General features: G+C 42.0%; 18 protein-coding genes. 14 read left to right on the top strand and 4 right to left on the bottom strand.

The window, feature by feature from the left end; genetic code table 11:
• Window positions 1–3: 3 nt before the first annotated feature.
• The 3 genes from QPK24_RS15155 (at window position 4) to QPK24_RS15145 (ending at window position 2,604) form a co-directional block, all read left to right on the top strand.
• Window positions 4–987, top strand: coding sequence for an ABC transporter ATP-binding protein (locus QPK24_RS15155; RefSeq protein WP_285742482.1), 984 nt, complete (start codon window positions 4–6; stop codon window positions 985–987).
• Window positions 980–1,945, top strand: a complete 966-nt coding sequence (locus QPK24_RS15150; protein WP_285742481.1) for an ABC transporter ATP-binding protein — start codon at window positions 980–982, stop codon at window positions 1,943–1,945. The genes QPK24_RS15155 and QPK24_RS15150 overlap by 8 nt, the downstream gene beginning before the upstream one ends.
• A gap of 179 nt (window positions 1,946–2,124) precedes the next feature.
• Complete coding sequence (locus QPK24_RS15145; RefSeq protein WP_285742480.1) at window positions 2,125–2,604, top strand: hypothetical protein; 480 nt, start codon at window positions 2,125–2,127, stop codon at window positions 2,602–2,604.
• An 82-nt stretch (window positions 2,605–2,686) separates the two neighbouring features.
• Here the strand turns inward: QPK24_RS15145 and QPK24_RS15140 are convergent, their stop codons facing one another.
• Window positions 2,687–3,607 carry a hypothetical protein gene (locus QPK24_RS15140; RefSeq protein WP_285742479.1) on the bottom strand — a complete coding sequence of 307 codons (921 nt, stop codon included), beginning with the start codon at window positions 3,605–3,607 and terminating at the stop codon, window positions 2,687–2,689.
• A complete protein-coding gene (locus tag QPK24_RS15135; protein WP_285742478.1) occupies window positions 3,585–4,175 on the bottom strand; it encodes an RNA polymerase sigma factor in 591 nt (196 codons plus the stop codon). The genes QPK24_RS15140 and QPK24_RS15135 overlap by 23 nt, the downstream gene beginning before the upstream one ends.
• A gap of 265 nt (window positions 4,176–4,440) precedes the next feature.
• Here QPK24_RS15135 and QPK24_RS15130 point away from each other — a divergent pair, with 265 nt between their 5' ends.
• The gene (locus tag QPK24_RS15130; protein ID WP_285742477.1) at window positions 4,441–5,577 is read left to right on the top strand and encodes a zinc-dependent alcohol dehydrogenase; all 1,137 of its coding nucleotides are present in this window, start codon (window positions 4,441–4,443) and stop codon (window positions 5,575–5,577) included.
• Between the two features lie 103 nt (window positions 5,578–5,680).
• Here the strand turns inward: QPK24_RS15130 and QPK24_RS15125 are convergent, their stop codons facing one another.
• Window positions 5,681–6,913: an aminopeptidase gene (locus QPK24_RS15125; protein WP_285742476.1), complete on the bottom strand. Its 1,233-nt coding sequence runs from the start codon at window positions 6,911–6,913 to the stop codon at window positions 5,681–5,683.
• Window positions 6,914–7,114: 201 nt separating this feature from the next.
• Here QPK24_RS15125 and QPK24_RS15120 point away from each other — a divergent pair, with 201 nt between their 5' ends.
• Both QPK24_RS15120 and QPK24_RS15115 read left to right on the top strand, forming a co-directional pair.
• Window positions 7,115–7,381 (top strand): hypothetical protein, encoded by a 267-nt coding sequence (locus tag QPK24_RS15120; protein ID WP_285742475.1) that lies wholly within the window; start codon window positions 7,115–7,117, stop codon window positions 7,379–7,381.
• 185 nt (window positions 7,382–7,566) lie between these two features.
• Window positions 7,567–8,373 (top strand): MBL fold metallo-hydrolase, encoded by an 807-nt coding sequence (locus tag QPK24_RS15115; protein WP_285742473.1) that lies wholly within the window; start codon window positions 7,567–7,569, stop codon window positions 8,371–8,373.
• 67 nt (window positions 8,374–8,440) lie between these two features.
• Here the strand turns inward: QPK24_RS15115 and QPK24_RS15110 are convergent, their stop codons facing one another.
• A complete protein-coding gene (locus tag QPK24_RS15110; RefSeq protein ID WP_285742471.1) occupies window positions 8,441–9,595 on the bottom strand; it encodes a serine hydrolase domain-containing protein in 1,155 nt (384 codons plus the stop codon).
• Between the two features lie 346 nt (window positions 9,596–9,941).
• On the opposite strand from QPK24_RS15110, the gene QPK24_RS15105 reads away from it, so the two are divergent.
• From QPK24_RS15105 to pucL, 8 genes are all read left to right on the top strand, one after another.
• A complete protein-coding gene (locus QPK24_RS15105) occupies window positions 9,942–13,163 on the top strand; it encodes a LamG-like jellyroll fold domain-containing protein (RefSeq protein WP_455430332.1) in 3,222 nt (1,073 codons plus the stop codon).
• A 202-nt stretch (window positions 13,164–13,365) separates the two neighbouring features.
• Complete coding sequence (locus QPK24_RS15095) at window positions 13,366–14,379, top strand: aldose 1-epimerase (protein ID WP_285742470.1); 1,014 nt, start codon at window positions 13,366–13,368, stop codon at window positions 14,377–14,379.
• 92 nt (window positions 14,380–14,471) lie between these two features.
• Window positions 14,472–15,860: a class II fumarate hydratase gene (gene fumC / locus QPK24_RS15090; RefSeq protein WP_285742468.1), complete on the top strand. Its 1,389-nt coding sequence runs from the start codon at window positions 14,472–14,474 to the stop codon at window positions 15,858–15,860.
• 194 nt (window positions 15,861–16,054) lie between these two features.
• Window positions 16,055–16,477 carry a DMT family transporter gene (locus tag QPK24_RS15085; protein WP_160032037.1) on the top strand — a complete coding sequence of 141 codons (423 nt, stop codon included), beginning with the start codon at window positions 16,055–16,057 and terminating at the stop codon, window positions 16,475–16,477.
• 39 nt (window positions 16,478–16,516) lie between these two features.
• Window positions 16,517–16,990 carry a DMT family transporter gene (locus QPK24_RS15080; protein WP_285742466.1) on the top strand — a complete coding sequence of 158 codons (474 nt, stop codon included), beginning with the start codon at window positions 16,517–16,519 and terminating at the stop codon, window positions 16,988–16,990.
• Between the two features lie 266 nt (window positions 16,991–17,256).
• The gene (locus tag QPK24_RS15075; protein ID WP_285742464.1) at window positions 17,257–18,888 is read left to right on the top strand and encodes a PucR family transcriptional regulator; all 1,632 of its coding nucleotides are present in this window, start codon (window positions 17,257–17,259) and stop codon (window positions 18,886–18,888) included.
• Window positions 18,889–18,989: 101 nt separating this feature from the next.
• On the top strand, window positions 18,990–19,541 hold the full coding sequence (uraD, locus tag QPK24_RS15070) for a 2-oxo-4-hydroxy-4-carboxy-5-ureidoimidazoline decarboxylase (protein ID WP_320416925.1): 552 nt from the start codon (window positions 18,990–18,992) through the stop codon (window positions 19,539–19,541).
• Window positions 19,542–20,528, top strand: coding sequence for a factor-independent urate hydroxylase (pucL, locus tag QPK24_RS15065; protein ID WP_285742461.1), 987 nt, complete (start codon window positions 19,542–19,544; stop codon window positions 20,526–20,528).
• Window position 20,529: the final 1 nt, after the last annotated feature.

The raw sequence follows: 20,529 nt of genomic DNA, 5'->3' as shown, positions 1-20,529 counted from the left end.
CTAATGGAATCGTTACTGCAAATCAGCCACCTGAAGACACATTTTTACACAGAGGAAGGACCCGTAAGAGCAGTAGATGATGTAAGTATTACAGTACCTAAAGGGCAAACCGTATGTATCGTCGGGGAATCGGGATGCGGTAAGAGTGTAACTGCCATGTCTATCATGGGTTTGATTGAGGAACCTGGAGGCAAAGTGGTAAATGGAGAAATTAATTTTATAGGCCAAGATCTGCTGAAAATGGATAAAAACGAATTTCGAACCATTCGTGGTAATGACATAACGATGATTTTTCAAGAGCCCATGTCGAGTCTAAACCCTGTAATGAAGATCGGTGAACAGATTATGGAGCCGCTCATCATTCATAAAAAAATGAAAAAAGAAACGGCTAAAAAAAGAGCGATTGAACTCTTGAAAGAAGTTGGAATCTCTCGCTCCGAGCAAATTGCCGATTCTTATCCTCATGAACTGAGCGGAGGAATGCTCCAGCGTGTTATGATTGCCATCGCAATCTCATGTAATCCAAAGCTCCTTATTGCTGATGAGCCGACAACCGCTCTTGATGTTACGATTCAAGCCCAAATTCTTGAAATGCTCCGTAAAATCAAAGAAGATTCGAATATGTCGATTCTGATGATTACGCATGATTTGGGTGTGGTTGCCGAAATGGCCGACTATGTTGTTGTTATGTATTCCGGCAAAGTAGTGGAAGAGGGCGAAGTAGTTGAGCTTTTCCGTTCTCCCAAACACCCGTATACCCAAGGACTTCTGAAGTCTAAGCCGGTAATTAATCAGCGGCAGGATGAACTATACTCGATACCGGGACAAGTACCGAATCCGCTGACCCTTACGAAATCTTGTTACTTCAGTGATCGCTGTGAACACTGTATGCCGATCTGCAGAACAAATGAACCGGAACTGAAAGAAGTAGCTCCACTGCAAAAAACGGCATGTTGGTTATACGAGGAGGTGGCTGCACATGTCTGAGCCCTTGCTTGAAGTGAAGTCACTGAAAAAGTATTTTCCCGTAAAAAAAGGACTGATGGGCCGAACGGTAGGATATGTAAAAGCCGTAGATGATATCAACATCACTTTGTATCCCGGCGAGACATTTGGTCTCGTAGGGGAGTCTGGGAGCGGAAAAAGTACGGTGGGACGCACCATTTTACGACTCCATGACAAGACGGCAGGAGAAATTCGGTTTCAAGGTAAAGACCTGTATGCTCTATCACCGCAAGAGTTAAGACAACTTCGACCCAAAATGCAGCTGATCTTTCAAGATCCATATAGCTCTTTGAATCCAAGGATTCGTGTGGGGGATGCCATTGGGGAAGCACTCTTAGATCATCAGCTTGTACCTAAAGAGAAGATACGTGAAGTCGTTACCGAGGTATTAACTTCATGCGGTTTATCTGCTTATCATTATGATCGATTCCCACATGAATTTTCCGGGGGTCAGCGTCAGCGGATCGGAATTGCGAGAGCTCTTGCCCTAAACCCAGAACTGATTATAGCGGACGAACCAGTGTCTGCTCTTGATGTTTCTATACAGGCACAGATTATTAATTTATTTAAAAAATTGCAACTCTCAAGAGGGCTCACCTATCTATTCATCTCTCACGATCTAAGTGTGGTTGAACATTTGTGTGACCGTATCGGAGTGATGTATCTCGGCTCCATGGTGGAGATGGGAACAAGGGATGATCTATTTCTTCGCCCGCTGCATCCTTATACAAAAGCTTTGTTATCTGCTGTACCTATTCCGATACCTAAACTGAAGAGGGAAAGAATTGTACTAAAAGGAGATATCCCATCTCCCATGAATCCACCTTCCGGCTGCAAGTTTCACACTCGTTGTCCTTTTGCAGTCGAACGTTGTTCTTCTGAAATACCGCTATTTAGAGAAGTTGAGCAGGGGCATCATGTGGCTTGCCATCTAGTTTAGCAATGAGCTAAAATGCTTAGATATCTTAAATAAGAAGACCCATTTTAGACCGTTTCCAATCGGAAACGGTCTTTTATGTAAAATATTTACTTTATTTGAAACCTAAACCATGTATGCTGCGTTATATAATGAAACGTGATGCTATTCGCGTTAATATTATAAAGTGAGGCAGGGAGACAATGAAAAAAAATGTATGCGTTACTAAACTTCATGTGCTATGTTTGCTTGTGTTCGTACTATCTTTAGGGTTTGCTGGTGCTGCTAGCGCGGATCCGGTAAAAGAAGAAGGTGCACTGACTACTAAACCGCCAACAGAAGATACAGTCCAGGTCAAAGCTGCTTATAAGTATTTGAGTGCTTATACCAGTGATGTTTCGTATTCCAGCGGCGGGAAAGGTTCTGTTATTGGTAATACGGGGGCATCGGTTACTGCGGATTTCATCGGAATCGATGCTGCTATACAGCGCTGGACAGGGGAAGAATGGGTTGCAGTTACAAGCAAAACTTCTTCTAAGAACACATCAAAGACAGTGAGTCTTAATGAGACTTTTGCAGCAAGTGCTGGTTATTACTATCGGGTGGTATCCACACATACCGTGAGAGTAGGTTCGGATATTGAAAAAGCGACGTATACAAGTCCTTCACGTCTGTTAAAATAACGTATTACTTGGCATTTGCATTTTTACATAAAAGAAAGAAGCTCAGTACATGTACTGGGCTTTTTTGAATAGTAACGTATGACTAAGGCTTCAGTTCAAAACGATTATTAGCTTGGATTGCATTCGCAGTGGCAATTAAATCTTCTTTTCCAAGGGTACCTGTAATAATGATAAATACAAGATTGTTCCGATAAGCCAGGTGATCGTATTCAGATAAAGAGACGTCATAGAATACAGCAGTAGTTCCATCCTCAAGCGTGATTTCTTCCGGTTCTCCATTAATGCCGATGTGGAAGGATGTATCATCGTTTTCTTTGAACCTTTGATACATTTCGATTGTCAGTGGATTTTCATTACCTTTGTAATATTCAAGCGTCAATTCTTCTGAATGATAGATATGATCAGGGTCAATCGGGTTATTCTGATCTATTAAAAGCTGGTACTCTTTCCGATCGGGAGTGAATGGAACCTCGAAATCACGATAGACAAAAGTAGCTCCGTCCAAAGCCGTTTCTCTCGGGACCGTGACTCGTTCTAGATTATGTTTCTCAATCGTTGTGCCCATTGGAAGTCCCGTTTCTTCCACGATTGGAGGAGGATCAGAAATTTCGGGCGGAGGGGCTGTTAAGGCTCCGGCATTGGCATCTTCTTTTTCCTTACCCGTGAAACTTAGTATAAAGTCATCACCAATCTTCTCCAGCTTTTCAACAAACAGCGTGTTCGCTTGAAGTCCTGCAGGAACACTAAAAATGGTAGCACCAAGCATAATAGAAGCGGCAACGACTCCTCCAAGCTGCCATCGTTTTGACCTGCGTTTTCGTTTGCGGATCTTCTGAAGCTCAGTCTGCATGTTATTCCAGGATGCCTCCATACTTTCTTTATCTACTGTGGTGGAGGCAGCAGCGGCATTTTCGAAAGCAAGGTCAAAAACATCTTCAAATTCCCTGTCATAGATGTTAATTGAATCGTCAGCAGACTGATTACCGGACTTTTCGCTGCTCATTAGCCGCACCCCACTCTCTATACAGGAGTTTCTTAATTGCTTCTCTGGCTCTGAAAAGACGCTGCTTGATTACATCTTCCCGAAGGTCAAGAAGTTCAGCCATCTCACGATAGCTAAGTCCTTCTTTCCAGCGAAGCTCAATGAGAGATCTGTACTCTGGTTTCAGCGTCTCCATATAGCGCTCTATGGATTCCTGCATCAGTTTGGTCTCCACCATCGATTCGATGGATACTGAGGTTTGTTGTACAGTCTCTATATCTAAGAAAACACTGTCAGCATCCAAAAGGTTACGATATTTTTTGTTTTTTCTTAAATAATTAATTGCTGTATTTTTAGTGACGACTTTCAGCCAAGCTTTTAATTTGATTTCATTCTCAAATTCGGGTTTGTTTTTAATAATTTTGATGAATGATTCCTGAATAATGTCTTCAGCTGCAGAGCGATCCTTTACAATGTATACGATAAATCCATACATCATTTGATAGTATTCATAGTAGATTTCTCTCTGTAGGGATTCGCCAAGATCATTATAGTCCGCAGCCAACAACAGTTGGATCCGGGTAGACATGATTATCCCCTCTCTAGTACATCTCTCTATTGTCAAACAAGTATTCCATTATTTTACTATAAAATGAAAATATTCTCCATAAATTTAAACTTCTTACTTCTATCTTTGCTAACCCATCTTTCTATGTTTATGTGAGAACCTCGAAAATAAAGAACTGAAATGTCGCGAACTTTCATTTTTAGTTTAGTTTCAGCTGTGATGGTTACTATATAAGCACAAGGATTTACTTGGAAAGATTAAATGTGCATGAAGGAGCGTGAAGGAAGTGAAGGCATTAACTTATCAAGGCAAGAAAAAAGTGAAGGTAAAAGAAGTGGCAGATCCTGCTTTGCAGGGAAACAAAGATATTCTAGTCCGAGTTACATCAACAGCCATCTGCGGATCTGATCTTCATATTTATAATGGACTTATTCCCGGTATGCACAAGGACTACGTTATTGGTCACGAGCCGATGGGAATTGTAGAGGAAGTATCACCTGATGTGACACATGTCAAAAAAGGAGATCGAGTAATTATTCCTTTTAATGTATCTTGCGGAGAGTGTTATTTTTGCAAACATGAGATGGAAAGTCAGTGTGATTATGCGAATGAGGCTAAAGATACCGGCGGCTTGTTAGGTTATTCGGATTCTTATGGGGGTTACCAAGGTGGACAGGCAGAGTTACTACGTGTCCCTTATGGTGACTTTATGCCTTTTGTCATTCCGGAAGACGCAGAGATGGAAGATGAAAAGCTGCTCTTTCTTTCAGATATTTTGCCGACCGCCTATTGGGGCGTGAAAAATGCAGGAGTTAAGCCGGGAGATACGGTAATCGTATTAGGCTGCGGTCCTGTTGGTTTATTCACTCAAAAATTTGCTTGGCAGGCAGGCGCTAAGCGAGTTATTGCTGTAGATCATATTAATTATCGCTTAGAACATGCGAAACGGACAAATCAGGTAGAAACCTTTAATTTTGAAGAGATCAAAGGCTTTGAAGGTTACATGAAGGAAATTACGCATGGTGGTGCTGATGTAGTTATTGATTGTGTAGGAATGGATGCAAAACGAACGGCTGCTGAAAAAGTGGAAACCGCTCTTATGCTTCAGGGAGGTTCTTTAGGAGCATTTAGAACAGCAACGGAAGTGGTTAGAAAGTTCGGTACGATCCAGTTGATCGGGGTATACGGTGCTAACTATAATATGTTCCCGCTGGGACATTTATTTGAACGTAATATTCAGCTGCGTACAGGACAGGCTCCTGTAATTCATTTTATTCCGGAAATTTATCAGCAAATCAAAGCAGGTAAGATCGATCCAACCGATATTATCACGCACCGGATGAACCTTGAAGATGCTGAGCGTGGATATGAAGTATTCTCAGAAAAAGAAGAGAACTGCCTGAAAGTGATACTTAAGCCATAACTTTGGCAGGAAAAATGAAAAGGTTGCCTGTAGTCTAAAAAATAGACCACCGGGCAACCTTTTTAATAGAGTGAATTTGAACGAAAGATCTACTTCTTACGAATTAAAATGCCCAATTTCCTTTAAGGAAGATCGGTTCTTTTGTGCCGTCAGCGCTAATTCCGTAGATATCCATTTCAGCAGAACCAATCATGAAGTCCACATGTGTGAGACTTGTGTTAAGTCCAGCTGCTGCAAGCTGTTCTTGGTTCATGTTTTTGCCGCCTTCTAAGGTAAAGGCATAGGCGCTTCCGATAGCCAAGTGGTTGGATGCATTTTCGTCAAACAGTGTGTTATAGAACAAAATGTTAGTATCTGAGATTGGGGATTGATGAGGAACCAGGGCTACTTCACCCAGATAATGAGAGCCTTCATCAATTTCAACAAGATTTTGCAGAGCTTCTAAGCCCTCTTCAGCAGTCACCTTGATAATTCGTCCATTTTCAAATGTAAGAGAGAATTTATCAATGAGGTTTCCGCCATAGCTGAGAGGTTTTGTGCTGCTTACTGTACCATTAACACCTGTCTTCAGCGGTGCAGTAAACACTTCCTCTGTAGGCATGTTCGCTACAAAAGTATGGCCCTTTTCGTTGATACTGTCTCCTTGAGCCCACAAATGTCCTTCAGGAAGCTCAATCGTAAGGTCTGTACCAGGTGCGATATAGTGTAATTTTTTATATTTCTTTTCATTAAGCACTTTTGATTTGTTCTCAAGGTTAGTAATATGCTTTTGCCATGCAGCAACAGGATCGGCTTCGCCAATACGTACCGTTTTGAAAATAGCTTCCCAAAGCAAGGATACTTGTTCCTCTTCTGGGGCATCCGGAAATACTTTCGCAGCCCATTCGGGAGAAGGAACGGCAATCAGACACCAGCTGAATTTATCAGCTTGCTGATATGCTCGGTATTTAGCCATCGCTTTGCCGCGAGCTTTCTGGGCAGCAACAATTCGGTTTTGATTCACACCTTTAAGTAAATCTGGATTTTCGGACAGGATATGTAGGACAGCAGCTCCTTCTTCCACCATTTCTGTCATCTCGCCGGCATACCATTTTGGCTCTTTTTCAAATATTTCATCCGAAGCTAGGTCATACTGCATACGAGTAATCTGTTCATCGTTCCACTGAACTTTAACGTAACTAGCGCCTGTATCGTATGCTTCTTTCACGATCATACGTACAAATTCTCTTGCTTCAACAGGAGCATGAACAATAAGCGCTTGTCCTGGCTGGATATTTACCCCCACTTTAATGGTTAGTTCAGCATAAGCTTTTAATTTTTGAGCAAAATTAGACATTGTAAAGTTCCTCCATTTCACACGCGAATATATATTTATCTACCTTCGGTTAAAAAAAGCGATGTGATTAGCATGCCCGGATGATTGAATCCAGACTCTTTCGCAAAGCTATTTTATTATTGTACAATATAAGTGGTAAAAATGAACTATTGCAAATGGTTTTTAGAGAAAAAGAAATCAGGATTACAAGGAGAGAATAAAGTGAGTTATAACATAATCAGCGCTTCCATGCACAGGGATGAAGAGAAACATTGGTTAGGGCATACTGTTTTTACTATTGGAGAGAGCAAGACAGAATATGAAATCTCTTTCTTCAGCAAGAACGGTAAGGATTGGGATTATAGTCTGCATTTTGCGGGCGAACCGGGAGCTGAGGAAGAATTTTTACAGCTGGATGCAAGGCTTGAAGAAGATGATGATTTATATGATGACCTTCTAGATGCTGCGATTGATTCGATTCCTGAATAAACAGAGGAAAAATTGCAGAGCTTGTCTTAACATGAATGGTTGTTCTATTTTTGTGACATGCTGACTATAGATAGTAGGGTGAGATTTTTCTTACGAAAGCACATATTTTCTGGGAACTTGGGAATTCTACAGATGATTGATTGCACATAGGGGGCATTCCAATAAGAATGGGAGGTATCCGTCGCATGGCATCTGATAATCTGATAACGGAAGGCAAGACGGCTCTAGAAGAGGTTGCACCCGATTTATTGTGTCTGCGAACATTGTTTGTTAATGTCCTTTTTGTCGGAACTCCAGGTTCTAGACAATGGATTCTAGTCGATACAGGGATGCCTGGCTTCGCGAAAGATATTATTCAAATTGCAGAAGAACGCTTTGATGGACCGCCTTTAGCGATTGTGTTAACCCATGGACATTTTGACCATGTGGGTAATGTAATTGAACTGGAGCAATACTGGGGAACACCCGTATTTGCGCATACGTTAGAGTTACCCTATCTAACCGGCATAACGGATTACCCACCAGCGGATCCGACGGTTGGCGGAGGATTACTAGCTCGTACATCCTTTATTTTTCCCAATGAAGCGATTCATCTGGATGACCGGGTTGATGCGCTTCCTTCCGATCATCGTGTACCTTACGCTCCGGATTGGCGGTGGATTGCTACACCGGGTCATTCTCCAGGCCATATCTCGTTGTACCGAGAGAAGGATGGGGCACTCATTGCAGGTGATGCATTCATCACTGTTCAGCAAGAATCGCTGTGGCATGTTATTTTCCAAGATAAAGAACTCCATGGACCTCCAATGTATTTCACTACCGATTGGGAAGCTGCTAAAAATTCTGTTCAGACGCTTGCTGATCTTAAGCCAGAGCTTGCTATTACGGGACATGGTCATATGATGGCGAGTACAGAACTTAGAGGTCAATTGGATCGTCTTGCTCGGGACTTTGACCGGCTTGCCCTACCGAGACAAGGGAAATACGTCTAATAGATCAGGAAATGACGAATAAAGATATCCTATAATTCGGGATATCTTTATTTTTGTTGTGATGAAATTAAAATTGTTCAATGGCAGCGAGCATAACATTGTTAAAGTGGTCTGTATACATATTTTTGAAAGGCTTCTCTAAATCTCGTTCGATCGTAAAATGAATCAATAGAATATCATACACTGGATCAACTGCGACAAATACACCGGCTGCTCCCCAGTGAGAGTATGCCTCCTGCGAAAATAAATCTCCGCCATCTTTTTTACTGCCATTAATACTCCATCCATATCCCCAGCTCGCTTCTGGAAAAATCTCATCCCTATATACGGAGGAAACTCCCGGAATATGATTTTTTGTCATTTCTTTTATGGAAATGGGAGAGAGGATTCGCTGATCACCATATGTACCATTATTGAGAAACATTTGAGCAAAGATGGCAAGGTCCATGGCACTGCTGTAGATACCTGCGGAAGGAGACACCGATTCTATCATCTCCTCTGTTTCGAGCCATTCTGCACAAGGGTCTTCGGGTGATCTTTTCACAATGCGATGACGTTCTGCGTGAGGGACTTTGAAATAAGAATCATTCATCCCAAGCGGCTCAAATAGTTCTTGCATAACGAAGTCTGGATAGGAAATACCACTGACTCTTCGTACGATCTCTCCAAGTAAGTCATATCCAAATCCAAGGTAAGACATGATTTCACCAGGCTTGGTGGATAAAGGAGTAGCGTATCTTCTATGAAAATACTCATGGAAATAAGGTTCTTCTGTTTCTTCGCAAGGAGGGACCTGTGCCCTTGAACCTTCCCCTCTAGCGTAAGTGTATACGTCTTCTGGATTCATTCCTGAAGTGTGAGTAAGCAGGTGATGAATTCGTACATTCTCTTTGCCGAGTCCCTGAAATTCGGGTATGTAGTCAGCTACCGGACGGTTAAGACCGATGAGCCCTCGTTCGGCCAGGATCATAATACAAGCAGCAGTGAACACTTTAGTAATCGAGCACAAGGGAAATAATGCATTCGTCGTTAACAGCGGGGAATCGGCAGCGGGTGTGAGATTTCCGAAAGCTTGGTGTGAGACAATAATTCCTTTTCTTGCGACAAATATGACCTCAGCAGGAGTAATGTTGTTTTCAACCATCTGCTTCGCGTAGGTGTTAGCATAAGCTACTTTGGATGCGGACATCCCTGCTTCTTCAGGTGTTCCAATACGTAACATCGTATCTACCTTCCTTTTATAGAAATATAATCCAAGTTATATAGTATATAGAACCGTTAATTAATAGACAAGTAAAATAATTCATGTATTTGTTATCTTCTATAGATAGATAGCAGATAATTTATTTTTCGTTTAATATATTGTTGCATTGACGTAATTTGGTAAATGAAGTTAGAATACAAATATTAACTAGTTAGGATATCTATTAACAATATGATTACTAGGATGTGGTTTATGGCGGTATAGGTGGCGGAAAAGGAAGAGGACATTCACGAACTGGTTTATTGTTTTCGTTTACAAAGTAAAGAGAAACATGCTTGTCATACTTTATAGGGAGGATTTTAATGTGAAAAGTACGTTATCAAAATATGTAGCTATGGTTCTCGCATTTGCTTTGCTTGTACCGGCTTTTGCCTATGCAGACAGTCAGGACACTAAGGGAAGCGGTAAACAAGAAAGTGCTTCACCGTCTGTAGACTTGAAAGGGCTTCCAGCAAGCAGTAGTACGTTAAATAAAGAGGCATCTCCAACCTTTACGAATGTATCGGTCCACGATCCTTCCATTATTAAAGACGGGAAAGAATACTATGTGTTCGGATCTCATATTGAAGCAGCTAAATCGACTGATTTGATGAACTGGACAACGTTTACGAATGGATATACAACCCCTAATAACGTTCTGTTTGGCAATCTTTCTGAGAACTTGAAGGGCTCATTCGCTTGGGCTGGTGAAAATGATTCGGATAGTAAAGGCGGTTTTTCCGTATGGGCACCAGACGTGTTCTGGAACGAAAATTACATCAATAAGGACAACACAAAGGGTGCCTATATGATGTATTACAGTGCTTCATCCACCTATATTCGTTCCGCGATTGGTTATGCAGTATCTCAAAATATCGAAGGACCTTATGAATATGTAGACACAATTGTTTACTCTGGTTTCACCAAAAACGATGCGAAAGATACGGATAGTCAAGTTAATAAAAAATGGACAAATACCAATATCAAAACATTGGTTGACGAGAAGCTTTTAAGCGGTCCAAATGAACAATGGTTTAAAGCTGATGGATCATTCAATAACACCATGTATCCTAACGCGATTGATTCCACCTTATTTTATGATACAGACGGTAAACTTTGGATGACCTATGGTTCTTGGTCAGGCGGTATTTTCTTACTCGAACTGGACCCGCAAACAGGGAAAGCAATGTATCCAGGAGAAGACGGGACAACGAAAGATGGACGAATCATTGACCGTTATTTTGGCACGAAAATTGCCGGCGGTTATACGAAATCCGGAGAAGGTCCGTTTATTGCCTATGATAAAGAGACGGGCTACTATTACTTAAATGTTACGTACGGCTGGCTTGGAGCGGACGGCGGATACAATATGAGACAGTTCAGATCGAAGAATCCAGACGGCCCGTATGTGGATGCTGAAGGGAAAAATGCAGTATTGCCAAGCGGCGCAGAGAATGAGACTTACGGAATTAAGATGATCGGTAACTTCCTTTTCAAGAGAGAGATAGGTGATCCGGGAACAGGTACAGGTTATGGATATGTATCTGCTGGTCATAATTCAGTGTATTACGATGAAGAGACAGGTAAACAATTCTTGTTCTTCCATGCTCGCTTCCCGCAAAAAGGGGAAGCCCATGAGCTTCGTGTTCACCAAATGTATAGGAATAAGGATGGTTGGCCGGTAGTAGCTGCGAATCGCTATGCGGGCGAATCCCTTACGAAACTGAAGACAAAAGATATTCCGGGTGAATATAAATTTGTCAATCATGGTTTAGCTTATTCCGGAGAGATCACTAGTTCCGTTGATATTACGCTGAATAAAAATCACAAAATCACCGGAGGAGTAACGGGTACTTGGAAACTGAAAAATAACTATTATGCAGAGCTAACCGTAGATGGAGTTAATTACGATGGAGTTTTCGTGAAACAATGGGACGAAACTTTACAGAAGGAAACGATGACATTTACGGCCATTTCAAGTGCGGGAGAAACGATCTGGGGGATCGGCCAGCCTGAGAAAACAGATCAAGAGGTCGTGAAGGATGTGGAGCAGGCACTTACATTAGGGAATACATCCAATGTTTCTTCTAATCTTACCCTTCCTGTAAAGGGAGCACGCAACACTCAGATCTCTTGGAAAACATCGAATCCAAGCGTTATTTCTGCAACGGGGGAAGTAAATCCTCCAGAGGTCGGTGAACCGAACCTGACGGCAACTCTGACAGCTACCATCACGAAGGGCAATGCCGTAGTTACAAAAACATTTCATATTGTCGTAGCACCGGTTGATGTCTCATATGGTTTACACGCGCAGTATTCATTTGAAAATGATCTATCCGCTTCCGTCGGCTCTTTTGGTGATGGACTCATCACAGGAGATCGCATCGATAATACAGGCGGTACAATCACCTTCGATCAAGGTGTCGTAGGAAACGGAGCTATATTCGACGGGAAATCAGGTATCAAACTTCCGAATGGCCTGATTGAGGGGAAAGAGTATTCGGTATCCATGTGGCTGAAGCCTACACAGATTACACAGTATACTCCGACTTTCTTTGGTGGATCAAACAAGAGTTGGATCAGTTTTGTACCGCAAGCAGGGGATAATACTACCACACTATGGTCTGGTGAGAATTGGTATAATGCATCCATCGGATCAAGAATACGTACGAATCAGTGGCAACATATTGCATTCTCTGTTGATAACGGATTTGTAAAAGTATTTGTGGATGGAAAAGAAGCCTACTCAGGCTCAGGTTTCCCAGATGTATTTACGACTAAAGACGGGGTGTTCAGTTTAGGTGTTAACTTCTGGGATACAGCATACAAAGGAATGATAGATGAACTCCGCATCTACAATGTGGCTATTACCGCAGAAGTAGCTGCAAAATTAGCAGAGGAATTACCGAAGGAGGAACAAGGACCCGCTGAACTTGCGGCCGAATTCTCTTTTGAGGATAAGCTAAACGATACCAAAGGCAGTTTTGGAACCGGAACAGTCATCGGAGATAAAATTGGGAACCCAGATGGGGGAACAATCACCTATAAGGATGGGGTAAAAGGGAAAGCAGCCGCATTTGACGGGAAGTCAGGGATACTTCTTCCGAGCGGGCTCATATCAAGTGACAGTTATTCGGTTGCGATGTGGGTATACGCAGATGAATTGAAGCCTTATACTCCGGTGTTCTTTGGAGCACAGACCAATAAAAATTGGATCAGCATGCTGCCCATGGGACATGACGGAGCTAAAAATAACGCAATGTTGTGGTCAGGTGAAGCTTGGTACGATGCCGTAACGGATGTGAAAACACCGCTTCAAAAGTGGACCCACTATGCATTTACAGTGAATGGGGATGCAGTTACTGTATATATTGATGGGGCAGCGAAATATACGGGTAAAGGCTTCCCTGATATTTTTACAGATCATAATGGAACCTTTAGTCTAGGTGTAAACTGGTGGGATACTCCTTTCAAAGGCATGATCGATGAACTGCAGATCTATCGTGGAGTGATTACCCCAGAAAAAGCAGCAGAACTTGCTTCATAATATTCATTGTGGTTAATAACCAATGGGGCACTTCTCAGGAGAAGTGCTCCATTGGATTTCTTCATGAGACGGCTTCTCTATTCATTGTTCCTATGGAGGCACTATGATAGAATTTATTTGGAGAACATGATATATTCGTCAAGAGAACAACCTTGCTTCATATTAGATATGAAAGCGCTACATATAGGAGGCGTAAGAATCGATGGTACAAGAAACAAATAAGGCATATGAAGGAACATACGGAAGTTATACAGCTATTATTTTGAAGTCAGGTCCTTATGAAGCTAAGATGATCCCGGAAATTGGGGGGAATCTAGTTTCTTTTCGTGATGTAGAGCGAGGTCATAGCTATCTGAGAGAACCGGGTGAAGATCATGCAGAGGAATTAAAAGAGAACCCAGGAGTTTATGGAATTCCTGTATTATTCCCGCCGAATCGATTCGAGGATGGGAAGTTCCCTTGGAACGGTAAGGTATATCAGCTGCCAATTAATGAAGAAGCAACAGGCAACCATCTGCATGGATTTATGCACTACATACCGTGGCAGGTCGTAAGTTATGGGACTAATGAGCAGGAGAGCTTTGTCGTTGTCGAACAGATTGTACGAGAAGGACATGAATTTTATAAATATCTCCCGTTTGAATATACAATCCGTCTTCGTTATACACTCAGCGAGCTCGGACTTCAGCAGCAAGTGACCATTATAAATGAAGGCAAGGAATCCATGCCTAATTTATTAGCTTTTCATACGGCTATTAATGCGCCATTTGATGAGACAAGCGAAGCTTGCGACTATAAAGTCAAAGCGACGATTGGTCAGCGTTATGAGCTGAATGGCCGTAGTTTGCCAACAGGCAACATTCAGCCTTTATCTAAAGAGGAAGAACTCTTAAAGACAGAAGGAGTGAATCCTTATTTTGAAGCGATGGATAATCACTATACTTCTGAGCCTCAGAATGGACGTAACTACATGGAACTTACGAATACCAAAACAGGAGATACCCTGGTTTATGATGTAGGTACTTCATACAAGCACTGGATGATTTGGAACAACAATGCGAGTAATCAATTTTTCTGCCCAGAACCGCAGATGAATCTCGTTAATGCACCGAATGTAACAGGAAAATCAAACGAGGAAATCGGACTTATTGCACTAGAACCAGGTTTTGTCTATGAACAAGTAAGCCGTCTGTATATGGTAAACAGATCACAATAGTCAGCCAGGCAGCAAGGATGATTGGCTCAATAAGCTTTTCTTCAGAAAAATAACTTATGAACCCATAAGATTCGGTGAAGGAGGAAATGCAAATGGATTTCCGTATTGAGAAAGATACGCTAGGTGAAATGAAAGTTCCCGCTGATCGTTTATGGGGTGCGCAAACACAGCGCAGTAAAGAGAATTTTCCAATTGGTCAGGAAAAAATGCCGCTTGAAGTCATTCGTGCCTTTGCGATCCTTAAAAAAAGTGCTGCTAAAAGCAATCTTCAGCTTGGTAAGCTCTCAGAAGACAAAGCAGCAGCCATTGTTTATGCTGCCGATGAAATATTGTCTGGACGGGTAGATGATCATTTTCCGCTTGTTGTATGGCAGACCGGAAGCGGTACGCAGTCCAATATGAACACCAATGAAGTGATTGCCAATCTCGGTAATCAGTGGCTTGCTGAACAAGGCAAAGAAGAGCGCCTTCACCCGAATGACCATGTAAATATGTCACAGAGCTCGAATGATACATTCCCTACAGCACTTCATGTAGCAGGGGTGATTGCAGTAGAAGATGAACTGCTCCCAGCTATTCAATTGCTAAAAGGAACGCTCCATCAGAAATCAGAAGAATTTATGGATATCATTAAAATAGGTCGTACTCATCTGCAAGATGCAACTCCGATTACACTCGGGCAGGAAATCAGCGGCTGGGAAGCCATGCTTGCCAAAAGCGAGCGCATGATTGCGGCCAGTGTGGAATCGATGAAAGAGCTTGCGATCGGTGGAACTGCAGTAGGTACGGGAATTAATGCTCATCCTAAGTTCGGCGAGATGACAGCAGAAGAGATTAGTAAAGCAACAGGCAAAAACTTTACTTCTGCGGTGAATAAGTTCCATGCCCTGACAAGTCATGATGAAGTGGTCTATACCCATGGTGCTGTCAAAGCACTTGCTGCAGATCTCATGAAGATTGCAAATGACGTACGCTGGCTGGCAAGCGGACCACGCAGTGGTCTCGGAGAAATTTCGATACCAGAAAATGAGCCGGGAAGCTCCATTATGCCAGGAAAGGTCAATCCTACACAGAGCGAAGCCCTCACGATGGTCGTTGCACAAGTGATGGGAAATGATGCTTCCATTGGTTTTGCGGCCAGCCAAGGTAACTTTGAACTGAATGTATTTAAACCGGTTATTATCTATAATTTCTTACAATCGGTGCAGCTGCTTGCAGATTCCATTCGTGCTTTTAATGACAAATGTGCTGTCGGTATTGAGCCAAACAGAGAGGCGATTAAGCAGAACTTGGATAATTCCCTCATGTTAGTTACGGCACTCAATCCGCATATCGGTTATGAGAATGCAGCGAAGATTGCAAAACATGCACATAAGAACGGTTTAACCTTGAAAGAAGCGGCGCTTGCTTCTGGGCTTTTGACGGAAGAACAGTTCACCGAATATGTTGATCCATCAAAAATGATTGCTCCAAAAGCATAACCGTAACAGAAATAAAAAAATAGAAGCAATAAAATAGAAGCAACATAGTGTAGAGAGCTTACACTTTATACTACCAATAGACCAGGAACCTTTTTAGGTTTCTGGTCCTTTTGTGATGTGGTTGCCTTTTTTCCTAGGAAGCCTGTATGATTAGAAATGCTGCAAGATTTTTCGGACAGAAGGGAGAACGCAAATTGAAAGGAATTTTATTTGCCATTTTGGGTGGAGCATGTATTACACTGCAAGGGATTGCGAACACCCAAATTAGTGAAGATATGGGGACCTGGCAGGCGGCTGCCATTACACAAACTACCGGCTTTGTGATTGCATTAATCATTATGCTGTGTGTGCGTGAAGGAAATTTCGGTGCGATTAAAAAGGTGAACCCTTTATATATAACGGGCGGCCTGATGGGAGCAATCATTATTTTTAGTGAAGTGACTGCGATCCAAAAAATCGGGGTAACCCTCACCATATCTGCCCTATTAATTGCTCAGCTGAGTCTCACTTATCTGATAGATATTAATGGTTGGTTTGGAGTAGTGAAACGGAAAATTACCATTCCTCAGCTGCTTGGGATCGCGATGATGATTTTGGGCGTTATTATTCTGAAGTGAATCAAATTCATCCTAGACTTTGAAAGGAACCGTTATGATATGACATTAGGTATTATTATAGCTTTGATAGCCGGCTCGTTTGTAGCAATGCAGGTTGTTTTTAACAGTAGAATGGGGGAGCATACAGGTTCCTGGCTTACAACCACTATCGTGCTGGGACTTGGAGCAATCGCTTCTCTTACAATAAGTTTACTGGTGGAAGGAACTGGCGGGTATCATTTAGAGAATATGAAGGGATGGTATTGGATCAGCGGAGCCATCGGGGTAGGTGTGGTATTTAGTTTGATGCAGGGCATCAAGTTTCTCGGACCTACGTTTTCGACATCCATTGTGCTGACGTCTCAGCTTAGCTTTGCGTTATTATGGGATTCTCTTGGCTTTTTTGGACTTGAGAAGATTGAACTTACGATGAATAAATTAATTGGCGTTCTTGTGATAATAGGGGGAATTCTTGTCTTTAAGTATGGGGAACGTTTAAGCCAAGTACGGAATTCACCAAAACAGAGTAAATAGGAAAGCAGAAGGTAGTCAGGAAAGCGAATGTAGTAATAATCAGGAAAGCAAAATGCAGGAATCAGAAACACAATTTTTCGCATAAGAGCGAAGGGTTGTGTTTTTTTGCTTAATCAGAAAGTAAAACCATAAAAAGTGAGCAGTAGAACATAAATGCAAATAAACATCCGACTCCTCTATTCCATATATCGCTGTAGACTTTATAATAATTAACAAATGGGGAGATAAATTTACATTACATGTTAGGTATAGAAAGGGTGTTTTGCATGCAGCTTACTGTTAATGAAGCCTTAGGTATCTACCCTCTCTCTGAAGCTAAATTGGTCGCAGGAGCACAGGGCGGGGGGAGAGTGATTAAATCGGTTAATGTAATGGACGCTCCCGATATTGCAGAATGGATTAAAGCCGGTGAACTGCTATTTACGACCGCCTTTGTTATGAAAGACAGTGAAGAAGATGCAGTGATGCTCCTTCGGAAGTTATACGAACGAGGATGCGCGGGCCTCGGTATAAAGCTCGGCAGATTCTGGGAGCAGATCCCCAGTCAAATTGTTGAAGAAGCCAATCACCTCGGACTCCCCTTGATCGAATTACCTTTTCAGTTTACGTTTTCTGACCAAATGAATGCCTTGTTTAAGGCTGAATATGAACGGTATACAAAAACACTGCAAACTGTGGTAGAGAAACAGAAAAAGCTCATGCATTTCGCCCTTAATCAGGATCATAAAAAAGAGATGTTTGCTACATTGGTTAGTATTATAGGTTACCCTATTGCGGTGATCGGTTCGAGAGGGCATTTATTATTTGCGAGTGAAGAGACAAAGGACCTGAATGTACAGCAAGGCTGGCCATATAAACCCATGTTTCAGAGAGTGAAATGGGATCATGGCAGTTGCTATCGTGTACCGATTACGCAGAAAGATGAAGATTTCGGCTTTTTACTAATATATACGGACGGGGCCTACGTTCTAAAAGAGGAAGAAGAACTGTTTCAACAAGCAGCGGAAGTTCTTGCTTATGATATGGATATGACTTACCGAGAACATATGAATCCAACCCTGCAAGATGAGATGTGCCTTGTGATGAAACAATATTTGGAACGGAAGATGAATTCGGATGAACTCGTGAGACGTTCAGAAGGGTATGGAATACAGCTATTCCAAGGAAATTATCAATGTGTGCTGACAACAGTGGAGCCCGAAATATTTGCTGATGGGAAACTGCTAAAGCAGATTCATAGAGAACTGCAATATAACCCGATGATGCAGCTGACAAACTCTTCACATATCAAAATAGACGAAGGTATTCTCTCGATCTATACCTGTCCTGCCGGAAAAGATTATGGTGAAGAATTGTCTCGTTTTCTTCTCAGTCGGTTTGAAGATATCATTGAGCCTGGGAAGACGGCAGGCGGTTCCATACCCAGATTTTGGATCAGTAAAATGAAATATGAACCTAAGTCACTTCGTGAAGCTTATCAAGAATGCCTGGACACCCGCGCACTTGCCGCTCGTTTTGGAATGAAAGAAGTTGCCCTTCAGTTTGAAACGCTTGAATTCGCTTATCTTTTTAGTTATGTCCCTGAATCTGTGATGGAAAATTACTGCAATAAAGTACTGGAGCCTTTACAGATGGAGGGCGGAGATCCAAGTCAGATTCTAATGAACACGCTTGAAGCATTTATCGAAAATGACGGACTCATTAATGAAGCAGCAAAACAATTGTTTGTACACCGTAACACAATCACTTACCGTATGGATAAAATCAGCACTCTCCTGCAAATGGACCTCAGAAAATCAAATGATCTTCTCAAACTCAAACTTGTATTTACCTTTCGGAACTATTTACAGGCTCATGAAACGAATGAAGCCACCCCTAAACCACACTTCGCGAAATAGGATACGTGCATTAAACACAAAACAAATCTTACATGTTAGTTTATATAACGAATGTAGAAGAGGTATATTGTAAATCTGAATTAAAATAACATAAAATGTAAATACAAAAGCAGATTAGGAGGTGTTATTCACTGAACCTAACATTAAAAGATATAAATTCTTTCACTAAAGAGAGATATATCGAATCATTTGGTGATCTATTTGAACATTCATCATGGATTGCTGAAGCAGCTTACCACAAACGGCCTTATGATTCTTTAGAACAAATGTATGATTTCATGGTCAAAGAAGTGGAACAATCAGATAACGATAAGAAGATGACACTGCTCTGTCATCACCCGGATCTTGGATCACGTCTTACCATGAGCCAGCATTCTGTTAACGAGCAAATAGGAGCAGGACTAGGTACGCTGCCTGCCGCAGAGCAACAGGAACTTTCGAGAGATAACGACAGGTATAAAGGAAAGTTTGGGTTTCCTTTTATCATTGCGGTGAAGGGAAAAACGCCCGAAGATATCCGGGAAGCCTTGAAGAAGCGATTAGAGCATACGCCGGAAGAAGAATTTCGAACTGCACTGGAACAGGTTTATCTAATTAGTTGGTATCGCCTTACGTCTTGGATGGAACAAAACATGACAGAGGAGAGGGTATGAATGACTTACGAAGCGCCTAAAGAAAGAACAATGTATTACGGAAAAGGGGATGTATGGGTATTTCGTTCTTATGCCAAACCGCTGACGGGTGTGAAGGTGATTCCTGAATCTTCTTTTCGCGGGAGAGGGAATGTTTTGTTCGGGATGAATATCAAGGTAGCTGTCAAAGGAGAACAATTTATCACTTCTTTTACAGAAGGGGATAATTCTTTGATTGTGGCAACAGATTCTATGAAAAATTTCATTTTACGTCATGCTGCTGATTATACAGGAGCTACGGTGGAAGGTTTTCTCGAATACGCAAGCCGTTCTTTCCTTGAAACTTACCCGCAAATGACAGGGGTGCGAATGTCGGCAGAACAGGTTCCTTTTGAAGAGATTGAAGTTGGAAATACGAGCGGAATCACTGCAAGTGATCTTGTATTTAAGTATTCACACAACGAAAGTGCGAGTGCAGCATTTGTCCTTGAACGGGAAGAGGATAGCATTAATGTGGCAGAGCATCAAAGCGGTGTAATGAATCTTAGACTGATTAAAGTGAAAGGCAGCAGCTTTTCCGGTTTTGTAAGGGATGAATATACGACACTTCCGGAGACTTCTGACCGGCCATTGTTCATCTTTTTGAACATTCACTGGAAATACACAGAAATAGAAGACGCCCTTGATGACACCCGCGGTAATTATATCGATGCAGAGCAAATACGTGATATTGCAGCTACCGTATTCCACGAAAATAATTCTCCTTCCATTCAGTCGCTCATCTACCTCATCGGAATACGAATGCTTCAAAACTTCAGCCAGCTGGCAGAGGTATCCTTTGAATCCAATAACCGTACCTGGGAAACGATTGTCGAAACAGTATCAGAAGGTCCAGGATCTGTTTTCACAGAACCGCGTCCACCCTATGGTTTTCAAGGTTTCTCCATGACAAGGGAAGATCTTACAGCAGCACAGCGAAATGAAGCACAGCAAGCAGGCAGGGTCTAGG

The sequence above is a fragment of the Paenibacillus polygoni genome, from assembly GCF_030263935.1.
Taxonomy (GTDB): Bacteria; Bacillota; Bacilli; order Paenibacillales; family Paenibacillaceae; genus Paenibacillus; species Paenibacillus polygoni.
The sequence above is the reverse complement of the archived record's forward strand: the minus strand, read 5'-3'. Positions and strand labels throughout refer to the sequence as shown.

Bases quoted from the DNA above. Each gene is read 5' to 3' on its own strand.
- QPK24_RS15155 (WP_285742482.1), top strand. From the start codon at position 4: ATGGAATCGTTACTGCAAATCAGCCACCTGAAGACACATTTTTACACA.
- QPK24_RS15110 (WP_285742471.1), bottom strand. From the start codon at position 9,595: ATGTTACGTATTGGAACACCTGAAGAAGCAGGGATGTCCGCATCCAAA.
- QPK24_RS15075 (WP_285742464.1), top strand. From the start codon at position 17,257: ATGCAGCTTACTGTTAATGAAGCCTTAGGTATCTACCCTCTCTCTGAA.
- QPK24_RS15135 (WP_285742478.1), bottom strand. From the start codon at position 4,175: ATGTCTACCCGGATCCAACTGTTGTTGGCTGCGGACTATAATGATCTT.
- QPK24_RS15150 (WP_285742481.1), top strand. From the start codon at position 980: ATGTCTGAGCCCTTGCTTGAAGTGAAGTCACTGAAAAAGTATTTTCCC.
- fumC (WP_285742468.1), top strand. From the start codon at position 14,472: ATGGATTTCCGTATTGAGAAAGATACGCTAGGTGAAATGAAAGTTCCC.
- QPK24_RS15080 (WP_285742466.1), top strand. From the start codon at position 16,517: ATGACATTAGGTATTATTATAGCTTTGATAGCCGGCTCGTTTGTAGCA.
- QPK24_RS15095 (WP_285742470.1), top strand. From the start codon at position 13,366: ATGGTACAAGAAACAAATAAGGCATATGAAGGAACATACGGAAGTTAT.
- QPK24_RS15115 (WP_285742473.1), top strand. From the start codon at position 7,567: ATGGCATCTGATAATCTGATAACGGAAGGCAAGACGGCTCTAGAAGAG.
- pucL (WP_285742461.1), top strand. From the start codon at position 19,542: ATGACTTACGAAGCGCCTAAAGAAAGAACAATGTATTACGGAAAAGGG.
- QPK24_RS15125 (WP_285742476.1), bottom strand. From the start codon at position 6,913: ATGTCTAATTTTGCTCAAAAATTAAAAGCTTATGCTGAACTAACCATT.
- QPK24_RS15140 (WP_285742479.1), bottom strand. From the start codon at position 3,607: ATGAGCAGCGAAAAGTCCGGTAATCAGTCTGCTGACGATTCAATTAAC.
- QPK24_RS15145 (WP_285742480.1), top strand. From the start codon at position 2,125: ATGAAAAAAAATGTATGCGTTACTAAACTTCATGTGCTATGTTTGCTT.